This is a genomic window from Pseudomonas sp. TH34 (genome assembly GCF_016650865.1).
GTDB classification, from domain to species: Bacteria; Pseudomonadota; Gammaproteobacteria; order Pseudomonadales; family Pseudomonadaceae; genus Aquipseudomonas; species Aquipseudomonas yamanorum.
In genome coordinates, this window is sequence record NZ_JAEKFB010000032.1 from 217117 (window position 1) to 240430 (window position 23314).

15 protein-coding genes and 2 pseudogenes are annotated in these 23314 nt (G+C 61.8%); 5 read left to right on the forward strand and 12 right to left on the reverse strand.

Translation table 11 applies throughout. The features are described 5' to 3' along the window. The first annotated feature begins 34 nt into the window (after positions 1 to 34). Entirely contained in the window at positions 35 to 1039 is a 1005-nt protein-coding gene (locus tag JFU58_RS25220) for a LacI family DNA-binding transcriptional regulator (RefSeq protein ID WP_201142660.1), read from the forward strand. On the opposite strand, the gene JFU58_RS25225 is transcribed toward JFU58_RS25220, so the two are convergent. From JFU58_RS25225 to JFU58_RS25260, 8 genes and pseudogenes are all read right to left on the reverse strand, one after another. Continuing rightward, a complete protein-coding gene (locus tag JFU58_RS25225; protein WP_177027287.1) occupies positions 1036 to 1761 on the reverse strand; it encodes an SDR family oxidoreductase in 726 nt (241 codons plus the stop codon). The two genes, JFU58_RS25220 and JFU58_RS25225, sit on opposite strands and share 4 nt — an antisense overlap. Positions 1762 to 1899: 138 nt before the next feature. Further along, positions 1900 to 3432, reverse strand: a complete 1533-nt coding sequence (locus JFU58_RS25230) for an FGGY-family carbohydrate kinase (RefSeq protein ID WP_201142661.1) — start codon at positions 3430 to 3432, stop codon at positions 1900 to 1902. A gap of 1 nt (position 3433) precedes the next feature. After that, on the reverse strand, positions 3434 to 4513 hold the full coding sequence (locus tag JFU58_RS25235) for an alcohol dehydrogenase catalytic domain-containing protein (RefSeq protein ID WP_093210203.1): 1080 nt from the start codon (positions 4511 to 4513) through the stop codon (positions 3434 to 3436). A 69-nt stretch (positions 4514 to 4582) separates the two neighbouring features. Continuing rightward, positions 4583 to 5575, reverse strand: a complete 993-nt coding sequence (locus tag JFU58_RS25240; protein ID WP_177027289.1) for an ABC transporter permease — start codon at positions 5573 to 5575, stop codon at positions 4583 to 4585. Next, positions 5541 to 7049 (reverse strand): sugar ABC transporter ATP-binding protein, encoded by a 1509-nt coding sequence (locus tag JFU58_RS25245; protein WP_201142662.1) that lies wholly within the window; start codon positions 7047 to 7049, stop codon positions 5541 to 5543. The genes JFU58_RS25240 and JFU58_RS25245 overlap by 35 nt, the downstream gene beginning before the upstream one ends. Before the next feature lie 63 nt (positions 7050 to 7112). After that, on the reverse strand, positions 7113 to 8039 hold the full coding sequence (locus JFU58_RS25250) for a substrate-binding domain-containing protein (protein WP_017475204.1): 927 nt from the start codon (positions 8037 to 8039) through the stop codon (positions 7113 to 7115). A 937-nt stretch (positions 8040 to 8976) separates the two neighbouring features. After that, positions 8977 to 10418: pseudogene (locus tag JFU58_RS25255) on the reverse strand (mechanosensitive ion channel domain-containing protein). Positions 10419 to 10481: 63 nt separating this feature from the next. Beyond that, a complete protein-coding gene (locus tag JFU58_RS25260) occupies positions 10482 to 11348 on the reverse strand; it encodes a pirin family protein (protein WP_201142663.1) in 867 nt (288 codons plus the stop codon). A gap of 187 nt (positions 11349 to 11535) precedes the next feature. Between JFU58_RS25260 and JFU58_RS25265 the strand changes: the two genes are divergently transcribed. Both JFU58_RS25265 and JFU58_RS25270 read left to right on the forward strand, forming a co-directional pair. Beyond that, positions 11536 to 12642, forward strand: coding sequence for an efflux RND transporter periplasmic adaptor subunit (locus tag JFU58_RS25265; protein WP_201142664.1), 1107 nt, complete (start codon positions 11536 to 11538; stop codon positions 12640 to 12642). 2 nt (positions 12643 to 12644) lie between these two features. Beyond that, on the forward strand, positions 12645 to 15716 hold the full coding sequence (locus JFU58_RS25270; protein WP_201142665.1) for an efflux RND transporter permease subunit: 3072 nt from the start codon (positions 12645 to 12647) through the stop codon (positions 15714 to 15716). A 147-nt stretch (positions 15717 to 15863) separates the two neighbouring features. Here JFU58_RS25270 and JFU58_RS25275 read toward each other — a convergent pair whose 3' ends face one another. The 3 genes from JFU58_RS25275 to JFU58_RS25285 form a co-directional block, all read right to left on the reverse strand. Then, a complete protein-coding gene (locus JFU58_RS25275; RefSeq protein ID WP_201142666.1) occupies positions 15864 to 17093 on the reverse strand; it encodes a M20/M25/M40 family metallo-hydrolase in 1230 nt (409 codons plus the stop codon). Between the two features lie 68 nt (positions 17094 to 17161). After that, a complete protein-coding gene (locus tag JFU58_RS25280; RefSeq protein WP_177070920.1) occupies positions 17162 to 18220 on the reverse strand; it encodes a diguanylate cyclase in 1059 nt (352 codons plus the stop codon). 79 nt (positions 18221 to 18299) lie between these two features. Continuing rightward, complete coding sequence (locus JFU58_RS25285) at positions 18300 to 18935, reverse strand: LysE family translocator (protein ID WP_017475211.1); 636 nt, start codon at positions 18933 to 18935, stop codon at positions 18300 to 18302. A 130-nt stretch (positions 18936 to 19065) separates the two neighbouring features. Between JFU58_RS25285 and JFU58_RS25290 the strand changes: the two are divergent. Further along, a pseudogene (locus JFU58_RS25290) lies at positions 19066 to 20468 on the forward strand (aminotransferase-like domain-containing protein). Positions 20469 to 21027: 559 nt separating this feature from the next. Further along, complete coding sequence (locus JFU58_RS25295; RefSeq protein ID WP_201142667.1) at positions 21028 to 21705, forward strand: sterol desaturase family protein; 678 nt, start codon at positions 21028 to 21030, stop codon at positions 21703 to 21705. Between the two features lie 54 nt (positions 21706 to 21759). Here the strand turns inward: JFU58_RS25295 and JFU58_RS25300 are convergent, their stop codons facing one another. Then, positions 21760 to 23229, reverse strand: coding sequence for a PPC domain-containing protein (locus JFU58_RS25300; RefSeq protein ID WP_201142668.1), 1470 nt, complete (start codon positions 23227 to 23229; stop codon positions 21760 to 21762). Positions 23230 to 23314 lie beyond the last annotated feature (85 nt).

Here is a 23314-nt window from a genome sequence, read left to right on the forward strand (position 1 = left end):
CCTCAGGTTGTTTTCTCCTGGTTTCCCCCTGCCGATGAACAAGAAAAAATCCGTCACCATCAGCGACATCGCCAAACGGGTCAACATGACCACCATCACGGTGTCCCGTGCGCTGAGCAAACCCGACCTGGTCAAGCCCGCCACCCTGGCGCGGATTCTCGAGGTGGCGCGAGAGCTGGACTACGTGCCCAACGCCTTCGCCCGCGGGCTCAAGCGCAGCGAAAGCCTGATCATCGGCGTGATTACCGCCTCGGTGGACAACCCCTTCTACAGCGAGATGATCAAGGCGATTTCCCGCGAGGCGAAAAAGCACGGCTACACCATCATGCTGGTGGACACCGATGAGCTGGAAGAACTGGAAAGCAAGGCGGTCGACACCCTGCTGGGCTACCGCGTGGCGGGGATTATTTTATCGCCGGTCTCCGATGAGCCCAGCTACCAGCCGGACTACCTGGAGCGCCTGGGCAACGGCAAGACCCCGGTGGTGTTGCTTGACCGCACCATCCACGAGAGTCCGTTCAGCCGCGTGGTACTGGACAACTACCACAGCGGCATCGAGGCGGCGCAGTACCTGGTGCGACAAACCCCTAACCTGAAACGACTGCTGGTGCTGACCGGGCCGGAGCATTCGCGCATCACCATGGAACGCATCAAGGGCTTGAAAGAAGTCCTGGCCGATCACCCGCAGGTGCAGGTCGAAGTGTGTGCCGGCGACTACACGCTGATGCCCTCCTACCTGCACACCCTCGACTACCTGGCCGAGCATTCGGCGCCGGACGCGATCATGGGCTTCAACCAGTTGATCACCCTCGGCGCGTTGCGTGCGTTGCGCATGCACAACATCCCCCACGAAAGCCTGACCATCTGCGGCATCGACCGCCTGCCCTTCGCCGATATCTTCGGCGTGCCGATTGCCTGCGTGGCCCATGACGCGTCACTGGCCGGCAGCAGCGCAGTGCGACTGCTGCTGGACCGCCTCGAAGACCCGCACAAACCGCGGGACAAAGTCGTGATCGCCGGCAAACTGGAGAACGGCTAGCGGCTGGTATAGCCGCCATCGATCGGCAAGCTGACGCCGCTGATCATGCTGGCGGCATCGCTCAGCAGGAACAGCACCGGCAGGGCCACCTCCGCCGTTTCGGCAAACCTCCCGAGGGGAATCGCCGCCAATGCCGGGTCGCGCTTGGCCGGTGCCGACCATGCCATCTGCGCCATGGGCGTCAGGGTGACGGTGGGGTTGACGCTGTTGACGCGAATCCCGAAGCGGCCCCATTCCGCGCATTGCACCCGGGTGATGGCGTCCAGTGCGGCCTTTGAGGCGCAGTAGCCAAGGTGATCGTCCAGCGCTACCAGTGAGGCCTGGCTTGAGACGTTGACGATGCTGCCGGGAATCTTGGCTTCAATCATTGCAGCGGCGATACGGCTGGCGACCTGGGCGGCGGCGCGGGCGTTGACGTTCATCACCTGATCGAAGGCTTCGGCGCTGATGGCAGCCGCCGGCTCCAGGCGAGAGATGCCGGCGCAGTTGACCAGGCCGTGCATCGGCGGCAGGCCTTGCAGGGCCAGGTCCAGGGCGGTGCTGTTGGCGATGTCCAGGCACAGGGTTTCGCAGCCGAGTTGGGCCAGGGACTGGGCGTCACGGCCCAGCGCGAAAACCTCGGCGCCGCTGGCGATCAATTGCAGGGCGATTTCCCGGCCGATACCGCTGCTGGCGCCGGTGACGAGGATGCGCTGGTGGGTAAAGTCGAAGGTAGCGTTCATGGCAACTATTCCAAAACCAATAGAGATCCAATGTGGGAGCTGGCTTGCCTGCGATAGCGGTGGGTCATTTAGCCCACTTGGTACTGATGCAGCGCCATCGCAGGCAAGCCAGCTCCCACACTTTTGATCGGTGTTCGCTTAAGCGTTCTGCAGGCTGTGCATCACCGGTTTCAGCGCCGGATACAGCTCCAGATAGCTGGCAAATGCCCGGTCATACACCCCGACATTCCCAACCTCCGGCTCCGCCCGCAGCTCCAGCTGCACCCAGCCCTTCTCCATCTCCCGATCATCCACCAACCCCACTGCGTGGGCCGCCAGCAACGCCGCGCCCAGTGCTGCCTCCACCTCTTGCACGATGGTGTAGACCGGGTAGTGGGTGATGTCCGCAATAATCTGCATCCACAAATCCGAATGGCTCGCCCCACCCACCACAATCAACCGTGGATCAAGGGAATGCGCCCCACGGGTGCCCGCTTCGATATTGTGTCGCAGGGCAAAACTCACCCCTTCGAGCACCGCGCGGTACAGGTGGATACGGCTGTGATACAGGTTCAGTCCGACAAAGCTGCCGCTGGCCCGGTCATCCCACACCGGGCTGCGTTCGCCCATGAGGTACGGCAGGAACAACAGCCCTTCACTGCCCGCCGGGATCTTCGCGGCACTCTGCTCCAGCAGCCACAAACTGTCCTGGCCGGTCTCCCTGGCCTGCTGCTCTTCGGCCTGGCAGAACTGCTCGCGAAACCAGCTCACCGACGCCCCGGCGGTAATCGCACCGCCGAAGATGTACAGGTCTTGATGGCCGTTATAGACGTGGGGCATGCTCACCAGGCCATGGCGCGCGTCCACCTGCTGATTGAGATAACCCCAACACATGCTGGTGCCAATCATCGCCACGTGATTGCCCGGTCGCGTCACTCCTGCCGCCAATGTGGCCATGGCCGCATCCACGCCTCCGGCAAGGATCGGCGTACCCGCCTGCAAGCCCAATCGCCGGGCCCATTCCTCGAGCAAACCGCCGACCACTTCACCGGAATACAGCAAGCGCTCCGGCATCATCGCCAACGGAATCCCAAGCGCCGCCAGCATTTCGGCCGACCAGCCACGCCGGGCCACATCGTAGACGCCACCGATATTGCCAGCGCTGCTGTGATCCACCGCCAACTCACCGGTCAGGCACCAGTTGATGTAGCTGTTGGGCGGCAGCAGGTAACGGGTGTTGGCCCACACCTGCGGCTGGTGTTGCTTGAGCCAGAGCATCTTGGTGAAGCCGTAGTAGCTGTCCACCGAGTTGCCGGTGACCGCAAACAACCGCTCCAGGTCCACATGCTCGCGCACCCATGCCACTTGCTCGCCCGCGCGCCGGTCCATCCAGATCAGGCACGGGTGCAGCGGCGTGATCTGCGCGTCCACGGCAATTCCGGAGCCGCCATACAGGCTGCTGATGCACAGCGCCTTGACCTGCTCTTTCCCTACGCCAGCCTTGGCCATGCACTGGGCGACGCAGGTCTCGACCGCATCCAGCCAGACCTGCGGCCACTGCTCGGCCCAGCGCACTTTCGGGGTATCCACACGATACCCTTGGCTGTGCTGGGCGATGATCAAGCCGTCCGCATCCACCAGCAGCGCCTTGGTGCTCTGCGTGCCGATGTCCACACCCATTACGTAGTTCATCTCAGACCACCGGCTTCAGCAGCACCTTGATCGACTTGGTCGAGTTGGCCAGCTCAAACGCCTCGGCCCAGTTATCCAGCCCGAAGTCATGGGTCACGATACCCTTGGAGGTCACCAGGCCGCGCTCGAACAGGTCGATCGCCACCGGGTAGCAGTAAGGCCCCAGGTGCGCGCCGCGTACGTCCAGCTCCTTGCGGTCACCGATGATCGACCAGTCGGCGCTGGTCTCAGCGCCAAACACGCTGAACTCGACAAACCGCCCGAGCTTGCGAATCAGATCCAGGCCTTGGGTAACGCCCGCTGGTACGCCAGTGGTTTCGATGTACACGTCGCAGCCGTAGTTATCGGTCAGGCCATTGATGATCTCCCGGGCATTGTCCCGGGACGGGTTGATCACCACGTCGGCACCGTATTTCTTCGCCAGTTCCAGGCGCTCGTCGACCATGTCGATCACCACCAGTTTCTTCGGCGTTTTAAGGGCGGCCACTTGCACCATGCACAGGCCCAAGGTGCCGGCACCGGCGATGACCAACACGTCATCCAGCTGAATCTCACCGCGGTTGACGGTGTGAATCGCACAGGACATCGGCTCGATCAGCGCCGAATCTTCCAGGGACACCGACTCCGGAATCTTGTGCACGATGGCGGTCTTCGGGATGCGCATGTACTGGGCCATGCCACCTTCGGCCACTTCACGCTGGAAGCCGAAGATGTTGTGCACCTCGCACATCCAGTACTTGCCGGACTTGCAGAAGCGGCACTTGCCACACGGTACGATCTGCTCGGCGATCACCTTGTCGCCGACCTTCACTTCAAAGTGCTCCTCGGCGCCCTCGCCCGCTTCCACCACGTAGCCAAAAAACTCATGCCCCGGCACCACCGGCGCCTTGACCCACGGGTTGTCGCCGCCCCAGAACATCGCGGCGCCCGAGTGGCATTTGCAGTCACTGGCGCAGATGCCGCAGGCGGCGATGCGGATCACCAGTTCATTGACCCGCGCCTGGGGTTTGCTGATGCGTTCCAGGCGGTAGTCTTTCGGGCCGTGGCAGACGACGGCTTGCATTTCGTTGTGCTTTTCCATGATGTGCGGACCTTTCTTGAGCATGAGAGAACCCATCGCGGCCACCATGGCCGCGTGGAGATAACCGGTTTACTTGTGGCGCTGACGGCTGATAAAGATCGCCAGCAAAATGATCCCGCCCTTGATCACACTCTGGACGTAAGGCGAGACCCCGAGCATGTTCAAGCCGTTGTTCAACACCCCCAGCAGCATGGCGCCGAGCAAGGTGCCGACAATCACCCCGCGCCCGCCGGCAATCGAGGCGCCGCCCAGAACCACGGCGGCAATCGCGTCGAGCTCAAACGACACCCCCGCATTCGGCTGGCCGCTCATCAAGCGCGAGGTCAGCACCAGCCCGGCAATCGCAGCGGTAAACCCGCTGATGCCATACACCAGCAGCTTGAAGCGCGCCGCCCGCACACCGGACAGGCGCACCGCTTCCTCGTTGCCGCCAATCGCGTAGATATAGCGGCCGATGCGGGTGTGTTGCAGCAGTACATAGGCCGCCAGGTACGTCACCAGCATGATCAGGATCGGCACCGAGATGCCGAACAGGCTTTCGCGGCCAAAGAAGCCAAACCACTCCGGCAGACCGGAAATCGGATAACCGTCGGTGTACATCAGGCCAAACCCACGGGCGATGCCCATGGTCGCCAGGGTGACGATGATCGGCGGCATGTGCAGGTAGGCGACAAACAAGCCGTTGCCGATGCCGAAGGCCACGCCGACCAGCATTCCGGCGCCAATCGCCAGGCCCGGCGGCAACCCGGCGACCATCAAGCCGGCGGTCAGAGTGCCGGACAAGGCCATTACCGGCCCCACCGACAAATCGATGCCGCCGGTGAGAATCACGCAGGTCATGCCCACCGCGATAATCGCGTTGATCGACACCTGGCGCGCAATGTTCGACAGGTTGTTGGCGGTGAGGAAATTGTCGCTGGCGAAGATCATCACCAACGTCACCACCAGCAGCCCGACAAAGGGATAAAACGCCGGTGAGCGAATCAACCGCGCCAGGTTCAGCCGCAGCCGGCTCGGCCCCACGGCATTAATGGACGTATTCACTTGAACCCCCTGTTGCATGGCGCATGACCTCTTGAGGATTGACGGCAGACGCTTCCAGTACCTTGACGATGGCGCCCTTGTGGAACACGGCGACGCGGTCGCACATGCCGATGACTTCCGGCAGTTCCGAGGAAATCATGATGATTGCGTAGCCTTGTTCCGTGAGGCTGCGCATCAGCGCGTAGATCTGTGCCTTGGCGCCGACGTCGATGCCACGGGTGGGTTCGTCGAATACCAGCACGTCGCAGTGATGGTTGATCCAGCGGGCAATCACGACTTTCTGCTGGTTGCCGCCGCTGAGGTTGAACACCCGGCTCTCGCCGCTGGGGGCCTTGATCGACAGCTGGCGCATCAGGGCTTCGACACTGGCGCATTCCTTGTCCTTGTCGATCAGGCCGCTGGCGTTCTGGTATTTGGGCAGGTTGTTGAGGGAGATGTTTTCGCGAATGCTGAAGTCGGTGATCAGCCCTTCGGTCTTGCGGCTTTCCGGCAGCAGGCCGATGCCATGGGCCAACGCCTGGGCCGGGTCGTCGAGGGTGATTTTTTCACCCCGCAGCCATACGTCTTTGCTCACCGACGGCAGCGCGCCCATCATGCCCAGCGCCAATTCCGTGCGCCCGGAACCCACCAGGCCGGCAAAGCCGAGAATCTCGCCCTTGTGCAATTCAAAATGGTTATGGGGGCCGTTGCGCACCAACTGGATGTCCTTGACCTCCAGCAACAGCGGCCCGCGTTCGCTGGTGGGCTTGGGTGGAAAGCTGCATTCCAGCCGCCGCCCGACCATCATTTCCACCAGGCGGTCGATATCACTGTCGGCCACATCGGTGACGCCCACATTGCCGCCGTCGCGCAGCACGCTGATGCGGTCGCACACCTGGAAAATCTCCTCCAGATGATGGGAGATAAAAATCACCGCCACACCCTGGCGCTTGAGCTCACGCATGATCTCGAACAGCAGCTCGGCTTCGCTCGGCGTAAGGGTCGCGGTGGGTTCGTCGAGTACCAGCAACCGCGCATCCAGGGCCAGGGCCTTGGCGATCTCGACGAACTGCTGCTCGGCCACACTCAGGTGCTTGACCGCGCATTGCAGGTCAATGCTGACGCCGAGGCGCCTGAACAACGCCTCGCTGGCCTCGACCATTTCGCGCTTGCGCAACAGGCCAAAACGGTTGCTCAGCTCATGGCCGAGGAAGATATTTTCCACTGCCGTGAGGTAGGGAATCAGGCTGAACTCCTGAAACACGATACCGATACCAGCAGCAATCGCATCACGGTAGGTCGCGAACTGCCGGGCCTCGCCGTCGATCAGGATCTGCCCTTCGTCCTGGTGCTCGACCCCGCCAAGGATCTTCATCAGGGTCGATTTGCCCGCGCCATTTTCCCCGAGCAAGGCATGAATCTCGCCCCGCTGCACTTCCAGGTTGATCGCCTTGAGGGCTTGCACCCCCGGGTAGCGCTTACAGATATTTTCCAGCTTCAGAAGACTGCTCATACCGCCGACCTCGCATTCAGATGGATGACCTGTGCCCCACGCCTGGCGCGGGGCCTGGGTGTTTTACCAACTGAAATCCTTGGCTTTGGCCTGGTCGATCAGGGTGATGTCCACCGGGATCGTGGCGGGCACTTGCGAGCCCCACTTCTTGGCCAGGGCGATGCCCAGGGCCAGGCGGATCTGGTCACGGGGGTATTGCGCGGAGGTGGCGATGAATTTGCTGCCGGGTTTCTGGATGGCCTTGATCGCTTCCGGTGCGCCGTCGACGCTCACCAGTTTGACGTCCAGGCCACTGGCTTCGATGGCCGAGAGTGCGCCGAGGGAGCCGTTGTCGTTGACGCTGAAAATGCCCTTGAGGGTGGGCTGGGCCTGCAGCATGTTTTCGGTGACGGTCAGCGCCTGGTCACGTTCCTGCTTGCCGTTCTGGATGCTCACGATCTTGATGTCCGGGTGCTTGGCCACAGCTTCTTTGCAACCGCGGACGCGTTCCAGGATCGGTACGACGGCGATGCCGTCGAGGATGGCGATATTGCCTTTGTCACCGATGTTCTTGGCCAGGTATTCGCAGGCCTGGAAGCCGGCGTCGAAGTTTTTCGAACCGACGAAGGAGTCCAGTGGGCCTTCGGCTTGGGCGTCGACGGCGACCACGACTACACCGGCGGCGTGGGCGGATTTGACGGCTGATTGCACGCCGACCGAGTCGGTGGGGTTGATCAGCAGGATGTCGATGCCCTTTTGCAGCATGTCTTCGACGTCGCTGACCTGTTTGGACACGTCGTGGCGGGCGTCGGTGATGATCAACTGCGCACCGATGGTCGCCCCGGCTTCCTGCAGGGCGTCTTTCATGGTGACGAAGTAAGGGTTGTTGATTTCCTGGAAGGACGCCCCGATGCGGATGGGGGCGGGTTTGGTGTCGGCTAGTGCCAGGCCAGAAGTTCCAAGATTGATGCTCAGAGCCAACAAACACAGGGTTTTCGGAAGCATTTTCATGGTAGGGATCTCTGTTTTGTTTTTATTTTTAGAGCAAATGTTATCGTTAACATTTTGTAAGAAGCTAGCAAAGAAATTCGGGGGTCGCAAGGGGTGTTTGATCGGGGGTGGCGGGGGTGGTGGACATATCCGTTGCTGCGGTAACGGCCGCCTAGGGTTCCGCTCTTACAGCGGCTCACTTTTGAAAAGCGCAAAAGTAAGCAAAACGCTCTTGCCCCACCACTCGGCTCCTCGCCTAGGCTCGGAGTGCCCTCACTCCGGCTTTGGACCGTGGGCCGCCGTCATGGGCCATCCCTGGCCCAGGACGGCTAACCCGGCGTCCTGCCGGGTTACCCACGCTCCAAAGCCTGCGTTCGGCCAGCGTGGTTTAACGGGGCGCCTAAGATCAAGATCAAAAGCAAGAGCACAGCGGCCTACCGGCCGGCTTGAGTGTTGTAGAGCAAAGGCACAAGCCAAATCAAAAGCGGGCACGGTCAAATGTGGGAGCTGGCTTGCCTGCTATAGCATCAACTGGGTGTACCTGATGCACCGAGTTGTCTGCATCGCAGGCAAGCCAGCTCCCACAGAAAAGCAGCTCTGTTTTCGCTCTGGCTTTTGATCTGGCTTTTAACACTCAAGCCGGCCTGTAGGCCGCTGTGCTCTGCTTTTGATCTGCTTTTGATTTTGATCTGCGGGCCCCGTCAACCACGATGGCCGCAAGTAGGCACGGTGGAGCGGGTAAATCGGCAGGGATGCCGATTTAGCCGCGCCGGGCCAAGGATGGCCCGTCGCGGCGGCCCGCGGAGCCGTGCCGGAGTGCGGGCATGCCGAGCCTAAGCGAGGCACCGAGTGGTGGGGCAAAGACCTTTTGGTTACTTTTGGGGCGTTTGCCAAAAGTGACCCGCTGTAAGAGCGGAACCATAAGCCGCCGTTACCGCAGCAACGGATATGTACACCTTCAGGCCCGACTCCGCAGCCACTGCATAAACCCTTTCTTAACCGGCACCACAGGCGCCTCCTGCGTCAAACTCTGAGCCGCATGCAACCTGAAATCCAGCAGGCTTTTCATAGCCTCACTGATGTCATGCCGAGCATCCAGACAAGGCTTCAGATACTCCTTCTCAATCCGGTACAACGTACAAAACGTCTTCGCCGAAAAGTCCGCAGGCACACCCTGCTCCGACAAAATCCCGGCCTCACCAATCACCTCCCCAGGCCCCATTCGCCCGGCTTCAAACTTGTGCCCAGCCTTGGTCAACATCACCGAAATCACCCCGGACTCAATGATAAACAGGTGATCACTCACCTCCCCGCCGGCAAAATCATCTCACCGGCGCGAAAGGTCTGCAGCGTCATGTTCTGGCTGAACGTCTCCTTCTCCTCCTGCCTCAACGTCGAGAAAATCGACGAACTCTCCAACAACGCCCGAGCCCGGGAAACCGTCACCGGCGCATTACTCTCAGCCGCCGACAACAAACTCACCCCCGCCGCCTGCAAATGCCGAAACGCCAAATCATAAAGTTGGTTACGCACCTCACGCTTGAGCGCCATCGCCGGCACAAACCCGCTGATCTCATACTCCACCCCACCACTGGCCGAAGTCTTGAACGCCACACTCGGCGCCGGCTTGGTCAACAACGGCCGACACCCCTGCATCGCCCGCTCCAGCGCATCCAGCACGGTTTGCGGCCGCGCATGGGGGCTGACCTGCAGGCTGACTGCCAGGCCAAACATATCCGCCGGGCGCGAGAAGTTGATGATCTTGGCCTTGGCCGCCAACGAATTGGGCACCACCGCCAGGCTGCCCTGGGAGGTTTGCAGTTGGGTGGCGCGCCAGTCGATGTCGATCACCCGGCCTTCGGTGCCGTCGATGGAGATCCAGTCATCCAGTTGGTAGGGCTTGGTGGTGTTGAGGACGATGCCGGAAAACACGTCGCTCAAGGTGCTTTGCAACGCCAGGCCGACGATGATCGCCACCGCGCCGGAAGTGGCCAGCACGCCCTTGACCGGCAGGTCGAGCACGTAGGCCATGGCCGCGATGATCGCGATCAGGAAGATCACCGCGCCCACCAGGTCCTGCAACAGCCGCCCGGTGTGGCCGACCCGCTGCATCATCACCGCGCCGAGTAATACCGTGAGGGTGCGCGCCGCAAACAACCACCAGCCGATCTGGAACGCCGTCGCCGCCAGGTGCAGCGCCACGTTGTCGCCGAACGGCGCGACCTGCATCGGGTTCATGCCTTCGTTGAACAGCACGGCGCTGAACACCGCAAAGATCACCAGCCGCGCCGCCAGCTTCCAATTGGCGAAATCGGCAGAGATCAGGCGCCATACGGCGATGTCGATCAGCACCAGCGCCAAGGCACAGAACATCGGGTGATCGGAGATAAATGAGGGCATTCAGGCGACTCCAGGGCGAATGCCATGAAGATCGCATGAAATGCCTTTGGAGGGTATAGCGCCCTAGCGCTGCATCTGCCCGAATTGCCCGGACTGATAGTCAGCAAACGCCTGGTGGATTTCCTGCTCGGTGTTCATCACGAACGGGCCGTGACCGACGATGGGTTCGTCGATCGGCTCGCCGCTGAGCAACAGCACCATGGCGTCGTCGCTGGACTCGAGGCGCAGTTGCGTGCCATCGCGCTCAAACAGCGCCAACTGCCCTTCACGCGCCACTTCAGTGCCGTTGATCCACACCGTGCCGCGCAACACCACCAGCGCCGTGTTGCGCCCGGCGTGCAGGTCCAGCGTCACAGAGCGGCCGGCTTTGAGGCGCATATCCCACACGTCGATCGGTGTGAAGGTGCGAGCCGGGCCTTTGACCCCGTCGAACTCGCCCGCGATCAGGCGCAGGCTGCCGGCGTTGTCGGCCAGGGGCAGCGTCGGAATATCGCCATCGAGAATGGTCTGGTAACCGGCGTCGGTCATTTTGTCCTTGGCCGGCAGGTTGACCCACAACTGGACCATTTCCAGGGCGCCACCGCTGCGGGCGAACGCCTCGGAGTGAAACTCCTCGTGAATGATGCCCTTTGCCGCAGTCATCCATTGCACATCGCCCGGGCCGATGGTGCCGCCGGCGCCGGTGGAATCGCGGTGCTCGACTTCGCCCTTGTAGACGATGGTCACGGTTTCAAAGCCGCGATGGGGATGCTGGCCCACGCCGCGCCGTTGCTCGGTCGGGGTGAATGCCGCAGGACCGGCGTGATCCAGCAACAGGAACGGGCTGATCTGCTTGCCCATGGTGTCGTAGGAAAACAGCGTGCGAACCGGAAAGCCGTCGCCGACCCAATGGGCGCGCGGGCTGGTGTAGATGCCGATGATGTTTTTCATATGTGTCTCCAGTAATGGATACACCTTAAATCCGATACCAATTCAGCGCTAGACGGCAAAACCGGCCTTGATCGTCCCATCAGTGGAACAAAGATCCGGGGGCTGGATTATTTTATATTTCAGCCATAATATGGCGAAAAATATTACGCACGTAATTTTTAGCTCACCCCGCCCCACGGAGCCCGACATGAACCCTCTCCCCCTGCGTCTTCTCACGCCCCTGGCCCTGTTAGCGGTACTCAGCGGCTGCAACAACAAGGCCGACCCCGTCGCCGAAGCGCCCCTGCCCCGCCCGGTACTCGCTGCCAAGGTCGAAGCCGCCGGCAGCCAGCAAAGCGCCTACACCGGCGTAGTGGCCGCACGCACGGAAAGTGACCTGGGATTCCGCGTCAGCGGCAAGGTGATCGAGCGCAAGGTGGATCCCGGCCAGCACGTCAGCCGTGGCGACACCTTGCTGGTGCTGGATATCGGCGACTTCGAACTGGCCCTGCGCTCGGCCAAAAACCGCGTCAATGCGGCCCAGGCGCAACTGCGTCAACGGCGGGATGACGAATCCCGCTACCAGCGCCTGGCGAATACCGGTGCCGTGTCGCGGCAGATTTTCGACCAGTCCGCCACCAACCTGCGGGTGGCTGAAGCCGAGCTGGCCTCGGCGCAATCCGATGCCAGCCAGATCGAAAACCGCCGCACCTACTCGGTGCTCAGGGCCGACAGCGACGGCATCATCACCGACGTGCGGGTGGACCGCGGCCAAGTGGTCGCCGAGGGGCAAGTGGTTGCGCGCCTGGCCCACGACGGCGCCCGGGAAGCCATCGTCAACCTGCCGGAAAACCAGCGCGGCCAGGCGTCGCAAAAAGCCCTGGCCTTCCCCTTTGGCGCCCCTGAGCAGGCCGTGACCGCCACCTTGCGCGAGCTGTCCGCCAGCGCCGACCCGACCACCCGCACCTACCGTGCCCGCTATGTATTGCACGGCCCCGTCGACCGCTTCGCCCTCGGTTCGACCATCACCGTGCGCCTGCAAGGCGACGGCCAGGCCCAACAGACCCGCGTGCCCATCGGCGCACTGCAGGATGCCGGCAAAGGCACCGGTGTGTGGTTGATCGGCGCCGACGACAAAGTCAGCTTCGCCCCGGTCAACGTTGCCAGTCTCGGCCAGGAAGACGCGTTGCTGGACAGCGGCGTGAGCCCCGGCCAAGTGGTGGTCGCCCTTGGCGCGCACCTGCTGCACAGCGGTGACGCAGTACGTCTGTTGCCGGCCCAGGTATTGGCCCTCAACCGTCAGCAGGAACCCTGATAATGCGCGGGATCAACCTCTCCGAACTGGCGGTCAAGCATCGCGCGGTTACGCTGTTCCTGATCATCGCGATCCTCGCCGCCGGGGTCTTCGCCTTTGGCAAGCTGGGGCGCGCCGAAGACCCTTCGTTCACCGTCAAAGTCATGACCATCACCGCCGCCTGGCCCGGCGCCACCACCCAGGAAATGCAGGAACAAGTGGCCGACCGCCTGGAAAAACGCCTGCAGGAACTGGACTACTACGACCGCGTCGAAACCATCGCCCAGCCGGGTTATATCTCGATGCGCATGACGTACCTGGAGTCCACCCGCCCCAGCGAGATTCAGGACCTGTTCTACCAGACCCGCAAGAAACTCAGCGACGAAGCCGCAAAGTTGCCCAAGGGCGTGATCGGGCCGTTCTTCAACGATGAATACTCCGACGTGTACTTCTCCCTCTATGCGCTGGAGGCCGAACACCTGCCACACCGGCAACTGGTGCAAATGGCCGAGGACATGCGCCAGGGCCTGCTCAACCTGCCGGGGGTGAAGAAGGTCAACATCCTCGGCGAGCAGCCACAGCGGGTCTTCGTCGAGTTTTCCTATGAGCGCCTGGCTACGTTGGGCATCAAGCCCGAACAGATCTTCGCCGCCCTCGCCGCCCAGAACGCCGTGGCGCCTTCAGGCTTTGTCGAGACGGCCGGGGCACGCGCCTATATCCGCATCGATGGCGCTTTCGACAGCCTGGCGCTGATCGAAAACGTCCCGCTGGAAGCCAACGGCAAGCTGCTGCGCATCGCCGATGTGGCCACCGTCAGCCGGGGCTATGAAGACCCGCCCAGCTACCGCATCCGCCATCAGGGCGACCCGTCGCTGATGCTCGGGGTGATCATGGAGAAGCACTGGAACGGCCTGGAACTGGACAAGGCCCTCAAGGCCCAGGAAGCGAAAATCCAGGCCGACCTGCCCCTGGGTGTGAACTTTGCCAAGGTCTCCGACCAAGCGAAAAACATCAGCCTGGCGGTCAACGAGTTCATGCTGAAGTTCTTCGTCGCCCTCGCCGTGGTGATGGTCATCAGCCTGCTGGCCCTGGGGTTCCGGGTTGGGCTGGTGGTGGCAGCTGCGGTGCCGCTGACCTTGTCGATCGTGTTTGTGATCATGCTGATGACCGGCCGCGAGTTCGACCGAGTGACCCTGGGCGCGCTGATCATTTCCCTCGGCCTGCTGGTGGACGACGCGATCATTGCGATTGAGATGATGGTGGTCAAACTCGAAGAGGGTTTTGACCGGATCCACGCGGCTACGTTTGCCTGGAGCTCCACCGCCGCGCCGATGCTCACGGGCACGCTGGTAACGATTATCGGCTTCCTGCCGGTGGGTTTCGCCCGCTCGGGCGCCGGGGAATATGCCGGGAATATTTTCTGGATCGTCGGCTTTGCGCTGATCGCTTCGTGGCTGGTGGCGGTGGTGTTCACGCCGTACCTGGGGGTCAAGCTGTTGCCGCACATCCAGCCGGTTGCCGGCGGCCACGATGCAATTTACGCCGGACGTTATTACCAGAAACTGCGCCGCCTGGTGGACGCTTGCGTGCGCAGACGCTGGCTGGTGACCGGGCTGGTGGTGGCGGCCTTTGTGCTGTGTGGCCTGGGCATGAGCGTGGTGAAGAAGCAGTTCTTCCCCAACTCTGACCGTTCCGAGCTGATTCTTGAGGTGTACATGCCGCCGGGCAGCGCCTTCAAAAGCACCGAAGCAGTGGCGGCGCAGGTGGAAAAGGCATTGATGGAGGAGCCGCAAACCGTGATGGTCGACACTTATGTCGGCGGCGGTGCACCACGGTTTTTCCTGTCGCTGAACCCCGAGTTGCCAGACCCGGCCTTTGCCAAGCTGATCGTACAGACCGCCGACGCCCACGCCCGGGACGCCCTGAAAAAACGCATGGCTGAACGCATCGCGGCAGGCGAATTTCCATCGGCGCGGGTGCGGGTCACCCAGTTGGTGTTCGGCCCGCCGGTACCGTTCCCGGTGGTGTTTCGCGTGTCCGGCCCCGACCTGAATGTACTGCGCAGCCTGGCTGAAGACGTACGCCAAGTGGTGGCTGCCAACACCCTCACCCGCGACAGCTTCCTCGACTGGGGCGAGCGCGCCAGCAGCTATCGCCTGGTGCTGGACCAGGACCGCCTGCGCCTGCTGGGCTTTACCCCCGACGGGGTGAAATCCCAACTCAATGCGTTGCTCAGCGGCAACCCGATCACCGAGGTACGCGAAGGCAATCGCACCGTCTCAGTGGTCGCCCGCTCCCAGGGCAGCCAGCGCGAAGACCTCGGCAACCTGGACAACATGACCCTGACCAACAGCGCCGGCGTGTCGGTGCCATTGGCCCAGGTCGGGCATTTCCGGGCGGTGATGGAAGAACCGATCCTCAAGCGCCGCAACCGTGCGCTGACCGTGGAAGTGCGCGCCGACATCGTCGACGGCACCCAGCCACCGGATGTGGAAATGGCGGTGTACAAGGACCTGCAACCCCTGATCGCCAAGCTGCCGGCCGGGTATCAGATCGTCATCGGCGGCCCGGTGGAAGAAAGCGCCAAGGCCAACGTCGCCCTGGCGGCGTTATTCCCGATCATGATCCTGCTGACGTTGACCGTGATCATGTTCCAGGTGCGTTCGTTCGGGGTGATGTTCATGGTGTTCGCCACCGCGCCGCTGGGGCTGATCGGTGCAGTGCCGACGTTGCTGCTGTTCAACCAGCCGTTCGGGTTCAACGCGATATTGGGGCTGATCGGGATTGGCGGGATCTTGATGCGCAACACGCTGATCTTCACCGACCAGATTCGGCAGAACCAGGACCAGGGCATGGTGATTCGTGAGGCGATCATCGAGGCCACGGTGCGCCGGGCACGGCCGGTGATCCTGACCGCGCTGGCGGCGGCGTTGGCGTTTATCCCGCTGACGTTGTCGGTGTTCTGGTCGTCGCTGGCGTATGTGCTGATTGGCGGGGTGCTGGTGGGAACGGTGTTGACGTTGCTGTTCCTGCCGGCGTTGTGCAGTTTGGTGTTGGGCCGGGAGAAGACCCGGGAAGTGGTGCCTGCAACCTGATCCAACACCACAAAACCCATGGGGGAGCGGGCTTGTGTGGGAGCGGGCTTGCTCGCGAAAGCGGTGTACCAGATAAGCAGATGTCGACTGATAGACCGCATTCGCGAGCAAGCCCGCTCCCACATTTAGAGGTGTGGCGTTTTTAAGTCAGCGCTTGGACAGCTCCATAATCATCCGGCTCAGCAGATAAATCCGCGGCGCCACACTCTCCACCTCGGCATATTCCTCCGGCGTGTGAATATTGCCCCCGACAATCCCGAACCCATCCAGAGTCGGCGTACCCACGCCAGCGGACAAGCTGGCATCCGCCGCCCCGCCGCTGCCTTCAATGGTCAACTTGCGTCCCAGCTCGCCATAAATCCCTTGGGCAATCGCCACCAGTTTGTCCGACTCCGGCGTCTGCGGCATTGGCGGCAGGCCACGGTGCAAGCTGGTGGTCACTTCAGTCTCAGGGATCAGCTTGTTGGCCGAAACCCGCGCCAGGTCCTTCTCGATCCGGTCAAACTCTTCCGGCAACGCCGCCCGCACGTCTGCCTTGGCGGTGGCCTGGTCCGGGATCACGTTGACCCGGTCGCCGGCGTTGATCACGGTGAAGTTGATGGTGGTCTTCTTCTCGGCATCCCCCAGCTTGCCCAGTTGCAAGATCTGGTGCGCCGCTTCCATCGCCGCATTGCGCCCCAGTTCCGGAGCCACGCCGGCGTGGGCGGCCTTGCCCTTGACCTCGACCACGGCGGTGGCGCTGCCTTTGCGCCACACCACCAGGCCATCCGCAGGGCGACCCGGTTCCAGATTGAGGGTCACGTCGTGGCCCTTGGCGGTGTTGCGGATCAGCTCGGACGCGCCGTCGGTGCCGGTTTCTTCGCTGGCGTCCAGCAGGAAGGTGATTTGCGCGTAGTCCTTGAAGCCCTGGTTTTTCAGGACTTTCAAGGCGTAGATGCCGGCGACGATGCCGCCCTTGTCATCCATCACGCCCGGGCCATAGGCGCGGCCGTCCTTGATGTGGAACGGTCGGGCAGCCGCCGAGCCTTCCTTGAACACGGTGTCCATGTGGGCCATCAGCAGGATCTTGGCCTTGCCGGTGCCTTTGAGGGTGGCGATGACATGGCTGTTATGGGCCGCGGCATCCGGCACCAGTTGGATGCTGAACCCCAGTTGCTTGAGCTCGTCGACGGCGATGTCACGCACTTGGGTCAGGCCCGGCTCGTAGCCGGAGCCCGAATCGATATTCACCAGGCGCTCCAGCAGTTTCAAGGCATCGGCCTTGTACTGCTCGGAATCGGCCCGGATCTGTTTGTGAGGTTCGGCACTGAAGGCCGGCATGGTGAACGACAGCGCCAGGGTGGCTGCCAGCAAGGTACGCGGGAAGTTGAAGAGCATGAACCGATCCTTGTTTTTGTTGGGAAGTAGCGCTCCACCCTACCTGACAAAAAACAATTTGTTGATCCTCAGATCGACCTCAGCCAACTTCCCTGCACCGAACTGACCCGGTTGCGCCCGCCGCTCTTGGCTTCGTACAGCGCCTGGTCGGCGTCGTTCAGCCAACTGGTGGCGTCGCCGTGGGCTGGTCGATACGGCGCCAGGCCGATACTCAGGCTGGCGCGCAAGGTCGGGTCTTGGGCGTAGGCCAGGGAGTTGAAGCGGTCACGCAGGGCATCCATCACTTCGGTCGCGCGGTTCAGGGGCATGTCCGGCAGGATCACGCAGAATTCATCGCCACCATAACGCCCGGCCAGGTCGGTGGCCCGCAGGTTCTGGCGCAGCACTTTGCTCAACTGGCGCAGCACGATATCGCCGGTGACATGGCCGTAGGTGTCGTTGATGGTCTTGAAGTGGTCGATGTCGATCAGTGCGATGGCGGCGCCCTGCTGGTCGCGGCGGCAGCGCTGGAACTCGATTTCCAGGTGGTCTTTCCAGGCGCCGTGGTTGAGCAGGCCGGAAAGGCTGTCGGTGCGGCTCAGGGCCAGCAGCTCGCGTTTGTGCCGGGCCAAGGTGATCGCTTGCCGGTAGCAGATCCAGCCCAGGGCCAAAGGATAGAGCATCAGGATCGGCAGGCACGCGTAAAGCTGCACTTCACTGGTCAGGACCGTCACTGCCGGGGTAAACACCAGCATCGAAGCACCGATCCCCAACGCCTGGGCCACCCAGCCGGCGAGCATGAAGCGCGGGCCGCCGATGGCGACGTTGTTCATGGTCATCATCGACAAGGTGGTCACGCTGGGCAGCGGGTTGAACTGCATGGCACCGACCCAGAACCCGCCGCAGAACGAGTCGAACAGCAGGTTGCGGTGTTCCGAACGCAGGGAGTTTTTCGAGTGCCGTGACCATTGATACGCCACATGTGGCCAGATAAAGGCATTGGCGATCATCACCACCCAGACCCAGGCGGGTTTATCCAGTGGGTAGATGGCGGCGGCCACGCAGATGAACCCGAGGGTTAATCCCAGGGCGCGCGACTTGTACAGGCGTGAAGCGAGCGAAAGTCCCTTTCCTCCTGCGGCTGGCATGATCTGGCTTGATCCTGGATGAATGCCCGAAGTCTATCAGGGCAACGGCAGATCGCCACTACCACTCATAAGCTGGCCTTCAGTTGGAAAAGCCCCGGGCTAGCATCAACGCGACTCCCAGCAACAGTACCGCCGTGGCCCGTTGCAACAGCACTCGGCGCTTGGGGTTCTCCAGGACGTGTTTGATTCGCTGGCCGAAGTAGCAATACAGGCAGCCGCTGGCGAATTGCAGCAACAGGAAAGTCAGGCCGAGGATGGCGATGTCAGCGGCAGCACTGCCCTGGCCGATGGCGGCGAACTGCGGGAATACCGCGCTGAACAGGATGATCGCCTTGGGATTCGACAGCCCGGTCAGTAGGCCTTTGCCGAACAGGCTACGGGCATTTTCCGGGGTTGCATCGGTGGTTTTGATCGTCACTCCGCTGCTGGTCCATTGCTTGTAGGCCAGGTAGAGAATGTAGGCCACGCCCACCACCTGGATGATCCGGGTGATCAGCGGGTAGTCCTTGATCAGTTCGGAAAAGCCCACGGCAAAGATCAGGATCGAGATCAGGTAGGACACACTCGCCCCGAACTGCGCCGGCAGGGAGCGGCGCAGGCCATCTTTCAAACCGAGGCTGAGCAACAACAAGGTCATGGGGCCGGGGCTGAACGCCAGGGTGGTGCACAACAGCAGGAAATACAAAAACGAAGACAGCGTCAGCGCGGTGGCCATGGCGTGGAATTTCACAGCAGGAAGTAAGGTTCGCAGTCTAGGGCGCACGTGGCGTCGGAGGCAGGTAAACTCTGCGGAAATAGGCGCAGACTTTACCGGTAAAGTTGGCGGCAAACTTAAGGACAGTGTGATGCCCATTCCTGCGATTCACTTTCATGACCGAGCGCCGAAGGTGCAGCAGATCGTCGATGCCCTGGCCCATGCAATTGAGCAAGGCGAGTTGGCAGCCGGCAGCAAACTGCCGTCGGTGCGGGAGTTGGGGGCCTTGTTGGGCGTCGGAAAATTCACCGTGAATGAAGCGCTGGATCGTCTGCGCGGGCGCCACCTGCTGACCTCCAGCCAGGGCCGCGGGCACTTTGTCGCCAGCAGCCTGGCGCAGCCGTCGTCCAGCACCTGGGTCGACTTGCTGCCCCAGGACCTGCTCAGCGTACTGCGCCGCCCCCTGGCCATGGCCCAGGGCGACCTGCGCCCCGGCGGCGGCCACCTGCCGGAAGACTGGCTGGATTCCGACGTGTTGCGCCAGGCCATGCGCAGCGCCGTGCGTGCCCCCACGTTGCGCATCGCCGGGCTGGGCACCCCGGCGGGCCTGCTGCCGTTGCGCCAGGCGTTGCAGCAGAAGCTCCATGGTGAAGGGTTGTCGGTGCCGGTAGAGCAGATCATTACCACACCCAACACCGTGCAAGGCCTGGACATGCTCATGCGCCTGCTGACGCGTACTGGGGACACGGTGCTGCTGGATTCGCCGTGTTATTTCAACTTCCACGCGAACCTGGCGTTGCATGGGGTCAAGGTGGTGACGATTGCGCGCCGGCCTGACGGGTTTGATTTTGTCGCGCTGGAGCAGTTGCTGGCGGAGCATCGTCCCAGTCTGTATCTGACCACCAGTGTGTTGCATAACCCGACCGGGCATTCGTTTAGTCCGAGCCAGGCGTTTCGGTTGTTGCAGCTGGCCCGGGAGTATCGCTGCCATATCGTCGAGGATGATCTTTACGGGGATTTGCACCCCAACCCGCCGCCGCGTTTGGCGACGTTGGCGGGGTTGGAGCAGGTGACGTATCTGTCGGGGTTTTCGAAGGTGCTGACGGCGAATGCGCGGGTCAGTTATGTGGTGGCGGCGCCGCAGTTGGCGGCGAATTTGACCAATATGAAGTTGATGAGCGGCGGGATTACGTCGGAGTTGTTTGAGCAGATTGTGTATCGGCTGTTGAGTGAGGGCGGGTATGCCAGGCATCGCAAGCGCATGGTTCAGCGGCTGCTGGAGGCCGGGGGGCGGGTTGAACAGTGGCTGCGGCGTTGTGGGTGTGAGTTGCCGATGGGGTTTGAGGGGGGATGTTTATCTGGGCGCGGTTGCCGGCGGGGGTTAATGGTGAGCGCTTGGCGGAAGCCGGGTTGAAACGCGGGATGGTATTGGCGCCGGGGGCGTTGTTTGGGTATGAGCCGGGGTTGCGGGATTTTATGCGGTTTAATGTGGCGCATTGTGATCAGGCGCGGGTTCAGGTTGAGTTTGAGGGGTTGTTGCTGTCGCAGGTGTAGGCTGGGTTGGGGTGTATATCCGTTATTTGGGTAACGGCGCCTAGGGTTCCGCTCTTACAGCGGCCAGCGTGGTTTAACAGGGCGCCTAAGATCAAAATCAAGATCAAAAGCGGGCACGGTCAAATGTGGGAGCAGGCTTGCCTGCGATAGCATCAACTGGGTGTACCTGATGCACCGAGGTGTCTGCATCGCAGGCAAGCCAGCTCCCACAGAAAAGCAGAGCCACCCCGCCCGTAGCAGCTGTCGAGCGCCAGCGAGGCTGCGTGCCTTTGATCTTGATCTGCGGGCCCCATCAACCACGATGGCCAGAGTGCGGGCATGCCGAGCCTAGGCGAGGCACCGAGTGGTGGGGCAAAGACCTTTTGGTTACTTTTGGCTGGGCCGGCATTCCGGGCGTTTGCCAAAAGTGACCCGCTGTAAGAGCGGAACCATAAGCGGCCGTTACCGAAGAAAACGGATATGTACACAGGAATCACAGTAATCCCCCCGCGAAGCCAAGCAATCCCCCCAATCCCAACTAAGCTCACCCCCCAACAAAAACAACACCGAGCGCCCCCCAATGACCCACCCCACCGAGGCCTTCCGCGCCGCCTACCGCACAAGCATCACCCCCCACTACAACCCATGGCTCCACGCCGGTTTCGTCCTCGGCTACGGCCTCCTCTGCATCACCCTGTTCTGGTCAACCACCCAACAAATCCAACCCCTGGAATGGCTGACCATCCCCTTCACCCTGATCGTCTTCAACCTGTGCATCTACCTCGTCCACCGCCACCTGGGCCACCACAAACACCCCTTCGCCCGCCTGTTCTACGCCCGCCACACCGGCGACCACCACAGCTTCTTCACCCCAGGCCACATGACCTACGACAGCCCGCAAGACTGGCGCGTCATCCTGTTCCCCGCCTGGCTCATCCTGCTCCACAGCCTGGCCGTTACCCTCCCCGCCTGGTGGCTGCTCAAACACCTCAACCCCAACGTCGCCGGCCTGTTCGCCGGCTGCATGATCCTCGGCTACCTGCTCTATGAATTCTTCCACGCCTGCGAACACCTGCCCCCCAACCACCCCGTGGCCCGCCTGCCGTGGATCCGCCAGATGCACCACCTGCACGCCCTGCATCACCGCCGCGAACTCATGCAGGGACGCAATTTCAATATCGTCCTGCCGCTGATGGACTACCTGTTCGGCACCCTGCATTGGGAACCACAAGCGCCCGAACCAAAAAAAGGCCAATAAAAAACGCCCCACCTAGGTGGGGCGTTTACATTTCAGAGGGCTCTTATACGCCGGTTATCGGCCAATGATGTCCTGGCTGCAGATATGCCCCAGGCTCACATAGGGAACGTTATCGCCACCGACGCCGACATTCGGCAGTTCCTTGAGGTCGATGCGCCAGCCGCCAACGTTGTACCAGGTGTCCCAGAGGTACTTCACGCCCGTGCTGCTGTCGTAGTACTGGGCACGATAATCACCCACACAACCGCCCAACTCCGCGCTTCCGGATGTTTTGCCGGCACTGTCGGTGACGTCCGAGAATACCGTCCAGTTAAAGTCCGGACCCGGAACAAACCGCTTGTCGACCTTGAGCTGTGAAGTGACCCCCACCAACGGTGCACCCGTGCTGTCTTTCCATTCGGTTCTCCAGGTCATGAGACGACCGGCCTGGGTCGCCAGAGGTGCGATGCCCACCGGGATTCGGGTCACCGTTCCGCCCCTCGCATCGGAGTCCGCCAGGCGCGGACTCGAACCGAACGTCAGCTTGTACTCGGACTTGGCATCCCACGCCTCAGCGGGGTTGGCCCGCACGCGCGCCTTATAGACAAAGCCTGGCGCCCGGCTTGGAAAGGTCGCCGTCGAGCCACCCGGAATGTTGACCCAGGCGCTGCCGTTGAAGTACTCGAAGATCCACTGATTGCGCACGCCCTTATCGTCATCACCGAGGAACAGGCTGACACCCTGTCCGCGTACGGCGGCGAAGTCGAAGTAGTCAACGTCATCCGGGCTGTCGAGGTTGCCCGTCAGGTAGTTCAAGCGGTCCGGCAAGGCGAACGCCGTTTCCGGTGTGTCGTTGGGCTCGTAGGCGTCAATCGCTGTGTTGACGATCGCGCCGAAGTCGAAGGCCGAACCGTCGGCAACCTTGGCCTCCAGGAACCAGTAGTAGTCCCCGGCTTCAAGCATGCCGCTGATGACTTCATCGCTGTTGCCCGGGTTATCAGAAGTGATCAGTGCCGTCAGGTTGTTCTGCCCGTCGTCCTGGAACAGCGTCAGGGCCATTTCGGTCCCCGGCTGCTGACCTGCGAGGTAGATCTGCACCTTGGCCTTGGCGGGCACATTAAAGTGGAAGCACTTTGATTCACCGCTCTGCAAGCCTTCATAGCTGTAACCAACGTTAATATCGAGGCTGTCGCACAGCGGTACAAACGCGGCCTGGGCAGCAGGCGCCTTGGCCGGTTTTACCAGCCGGCTCACCGGCGAAATCTGCACACTTTCAGAAGGCTTCGCGACGCTGGCAGCCTTCTTTTGCACACCGACGGTCTTGGTTTTTTGTGCAGCCTTGAGCTTGTCCAGCACCTGCGCCGAAGACGCGGAGGCCTGCACCTTGCCACCGGATTTCAGGGCACTCTTGACCGCTGCACTCAAGCTTTTTTCGCTCAGATGCACACTGCTCTGCGACGGGTATTGCTCGGCCAGGGCAAAGGCCGAAACGAAGCTGGCAGCCATCATGGCCGCGCCCAATACAAAGGCTTTTTTAGATTTCATTTTTTATCCATCCATAGTTAAAAAATTGAAGCTCAGGTAACCGGTGACATCCGGTCACCTGGGATGGAATCTAATTAATTACTGT

What these genes read in the sequence shown, in the direction of transcription:
- JFU58_RS25280 (WP_177070920.1), bottom strand. Translation starts at nt 18,220, where the DNA reads ATGCCAGCCGCAGGAGGAAAGGGACTTTCGCTCGCTTCACGCCTGTAC.
- JFU58_RS25285 (WP_017475211.1), bottom strand. Translation starts at nt 18,935, where the DNA reads ATGGCCACCGCGCTGACGCTGTCTTCGTTTTTGTATTTCCTGCTGTTG.
- JFU58_RS25220 (WP_201142660.1), top strand. Translation starts at nt 35, where the DNA reads ATGAACAAGAAAAAATCCGTCACCATCAGCGACATCGCCAAACGGGTC.
- JFU58_RS25230 (WP_201142661.1), bottom strand. Translation starts at nt 3,432, where the DNA reads ATGAACTACGTAATGGGTGTGGACATCGGCACGCAGAGCACCAAGGCG.
- JFU58_RS25225 (WP_177027287.1), bottom strand. Translation starts at nt 1,761, where the DNA reads ATGAACGCTACCTTCGACTTTACCCACCAGCGCATCCTCGTCACCGGC.
- JFU58_RS25260 (WP_201142663.1), bottom strand. Translation starts at nt 11,348, where the DNA reads ATGAAAAACATCATCGGCATCTACACCAGCCCGCGCGCCCATTGGGTC.
- JFU58_RS25265 (WP_201142664.1), top strand. Translation starts at nt 11,536, where the DNA reads ATGAACCCTCTCCCCCTGCGTCTTCTCACGCCCCTGGCCCTGTTAGCG.
- JFU58_RS25235 (WP_093210203.1), bottom strand. Translation starts at nt 4,513, where the DNA reads ATGGAAAAGCACAACGAAATGCAAGCCGTCGTCTGCCACGGCCCGAAA.
- JFU58_RS25300 (WP_201142668.1), bottom strand. Translation starts at nt 23,229, where the DNA reads ATGAAATCTAAAAAAGCCTTTGTATTGGGCGCGGCCATGATGGCTGCC.
- JFU58_RS25295 (WP_201142667.1), top strand. Translation starts at nt 21,028, where the DNA reads ATGACCCACCCCACCGAGGCCTTCCGCGCCGCCTACCGCACAAGCATC.
- JFU58_RS25240 (WP_177027289.1), bottom strand. Translation starts at nt 5,575, where the DNA reads ATGCAACAGGGGGTTCAAGTGAATACGTCCATTAATGCCGTGGGGCCG.
- JFU58_RS25250 (WP_017475204.1), bottom strand. Translation starts at nt 8,039, where the DNA reads ATGAAAATGCTTCCGAAAACCCTGTGTTTGTTGGCTCTGAGCATCAAT.
- JFU58_RS25275 (WP_201142666.1), bottom strand. Translation starts at nt 17,093, where the DNA reads ATGCTCTTCAACTTCCCGCGTACCTTGCTGGCAGCCACCCTGGCGCTG.
- JFU58_RS25245 (WP_201142662.1), bottom strand. Translation starts at nt 7,049, where the DNA reads ATGAGCAGTCTTCTGAAGCTGGAAAATATCTGTAAGCGCTACCCGGGG.
- JFU58_RS25270 (WP_201142665.1), top strand. Translation starts at nt 12,645, where the DNA reads ATGCGCGGGATCAACCTCTCCGAACTGGCGGTCAAGCATCGCGCGGTT.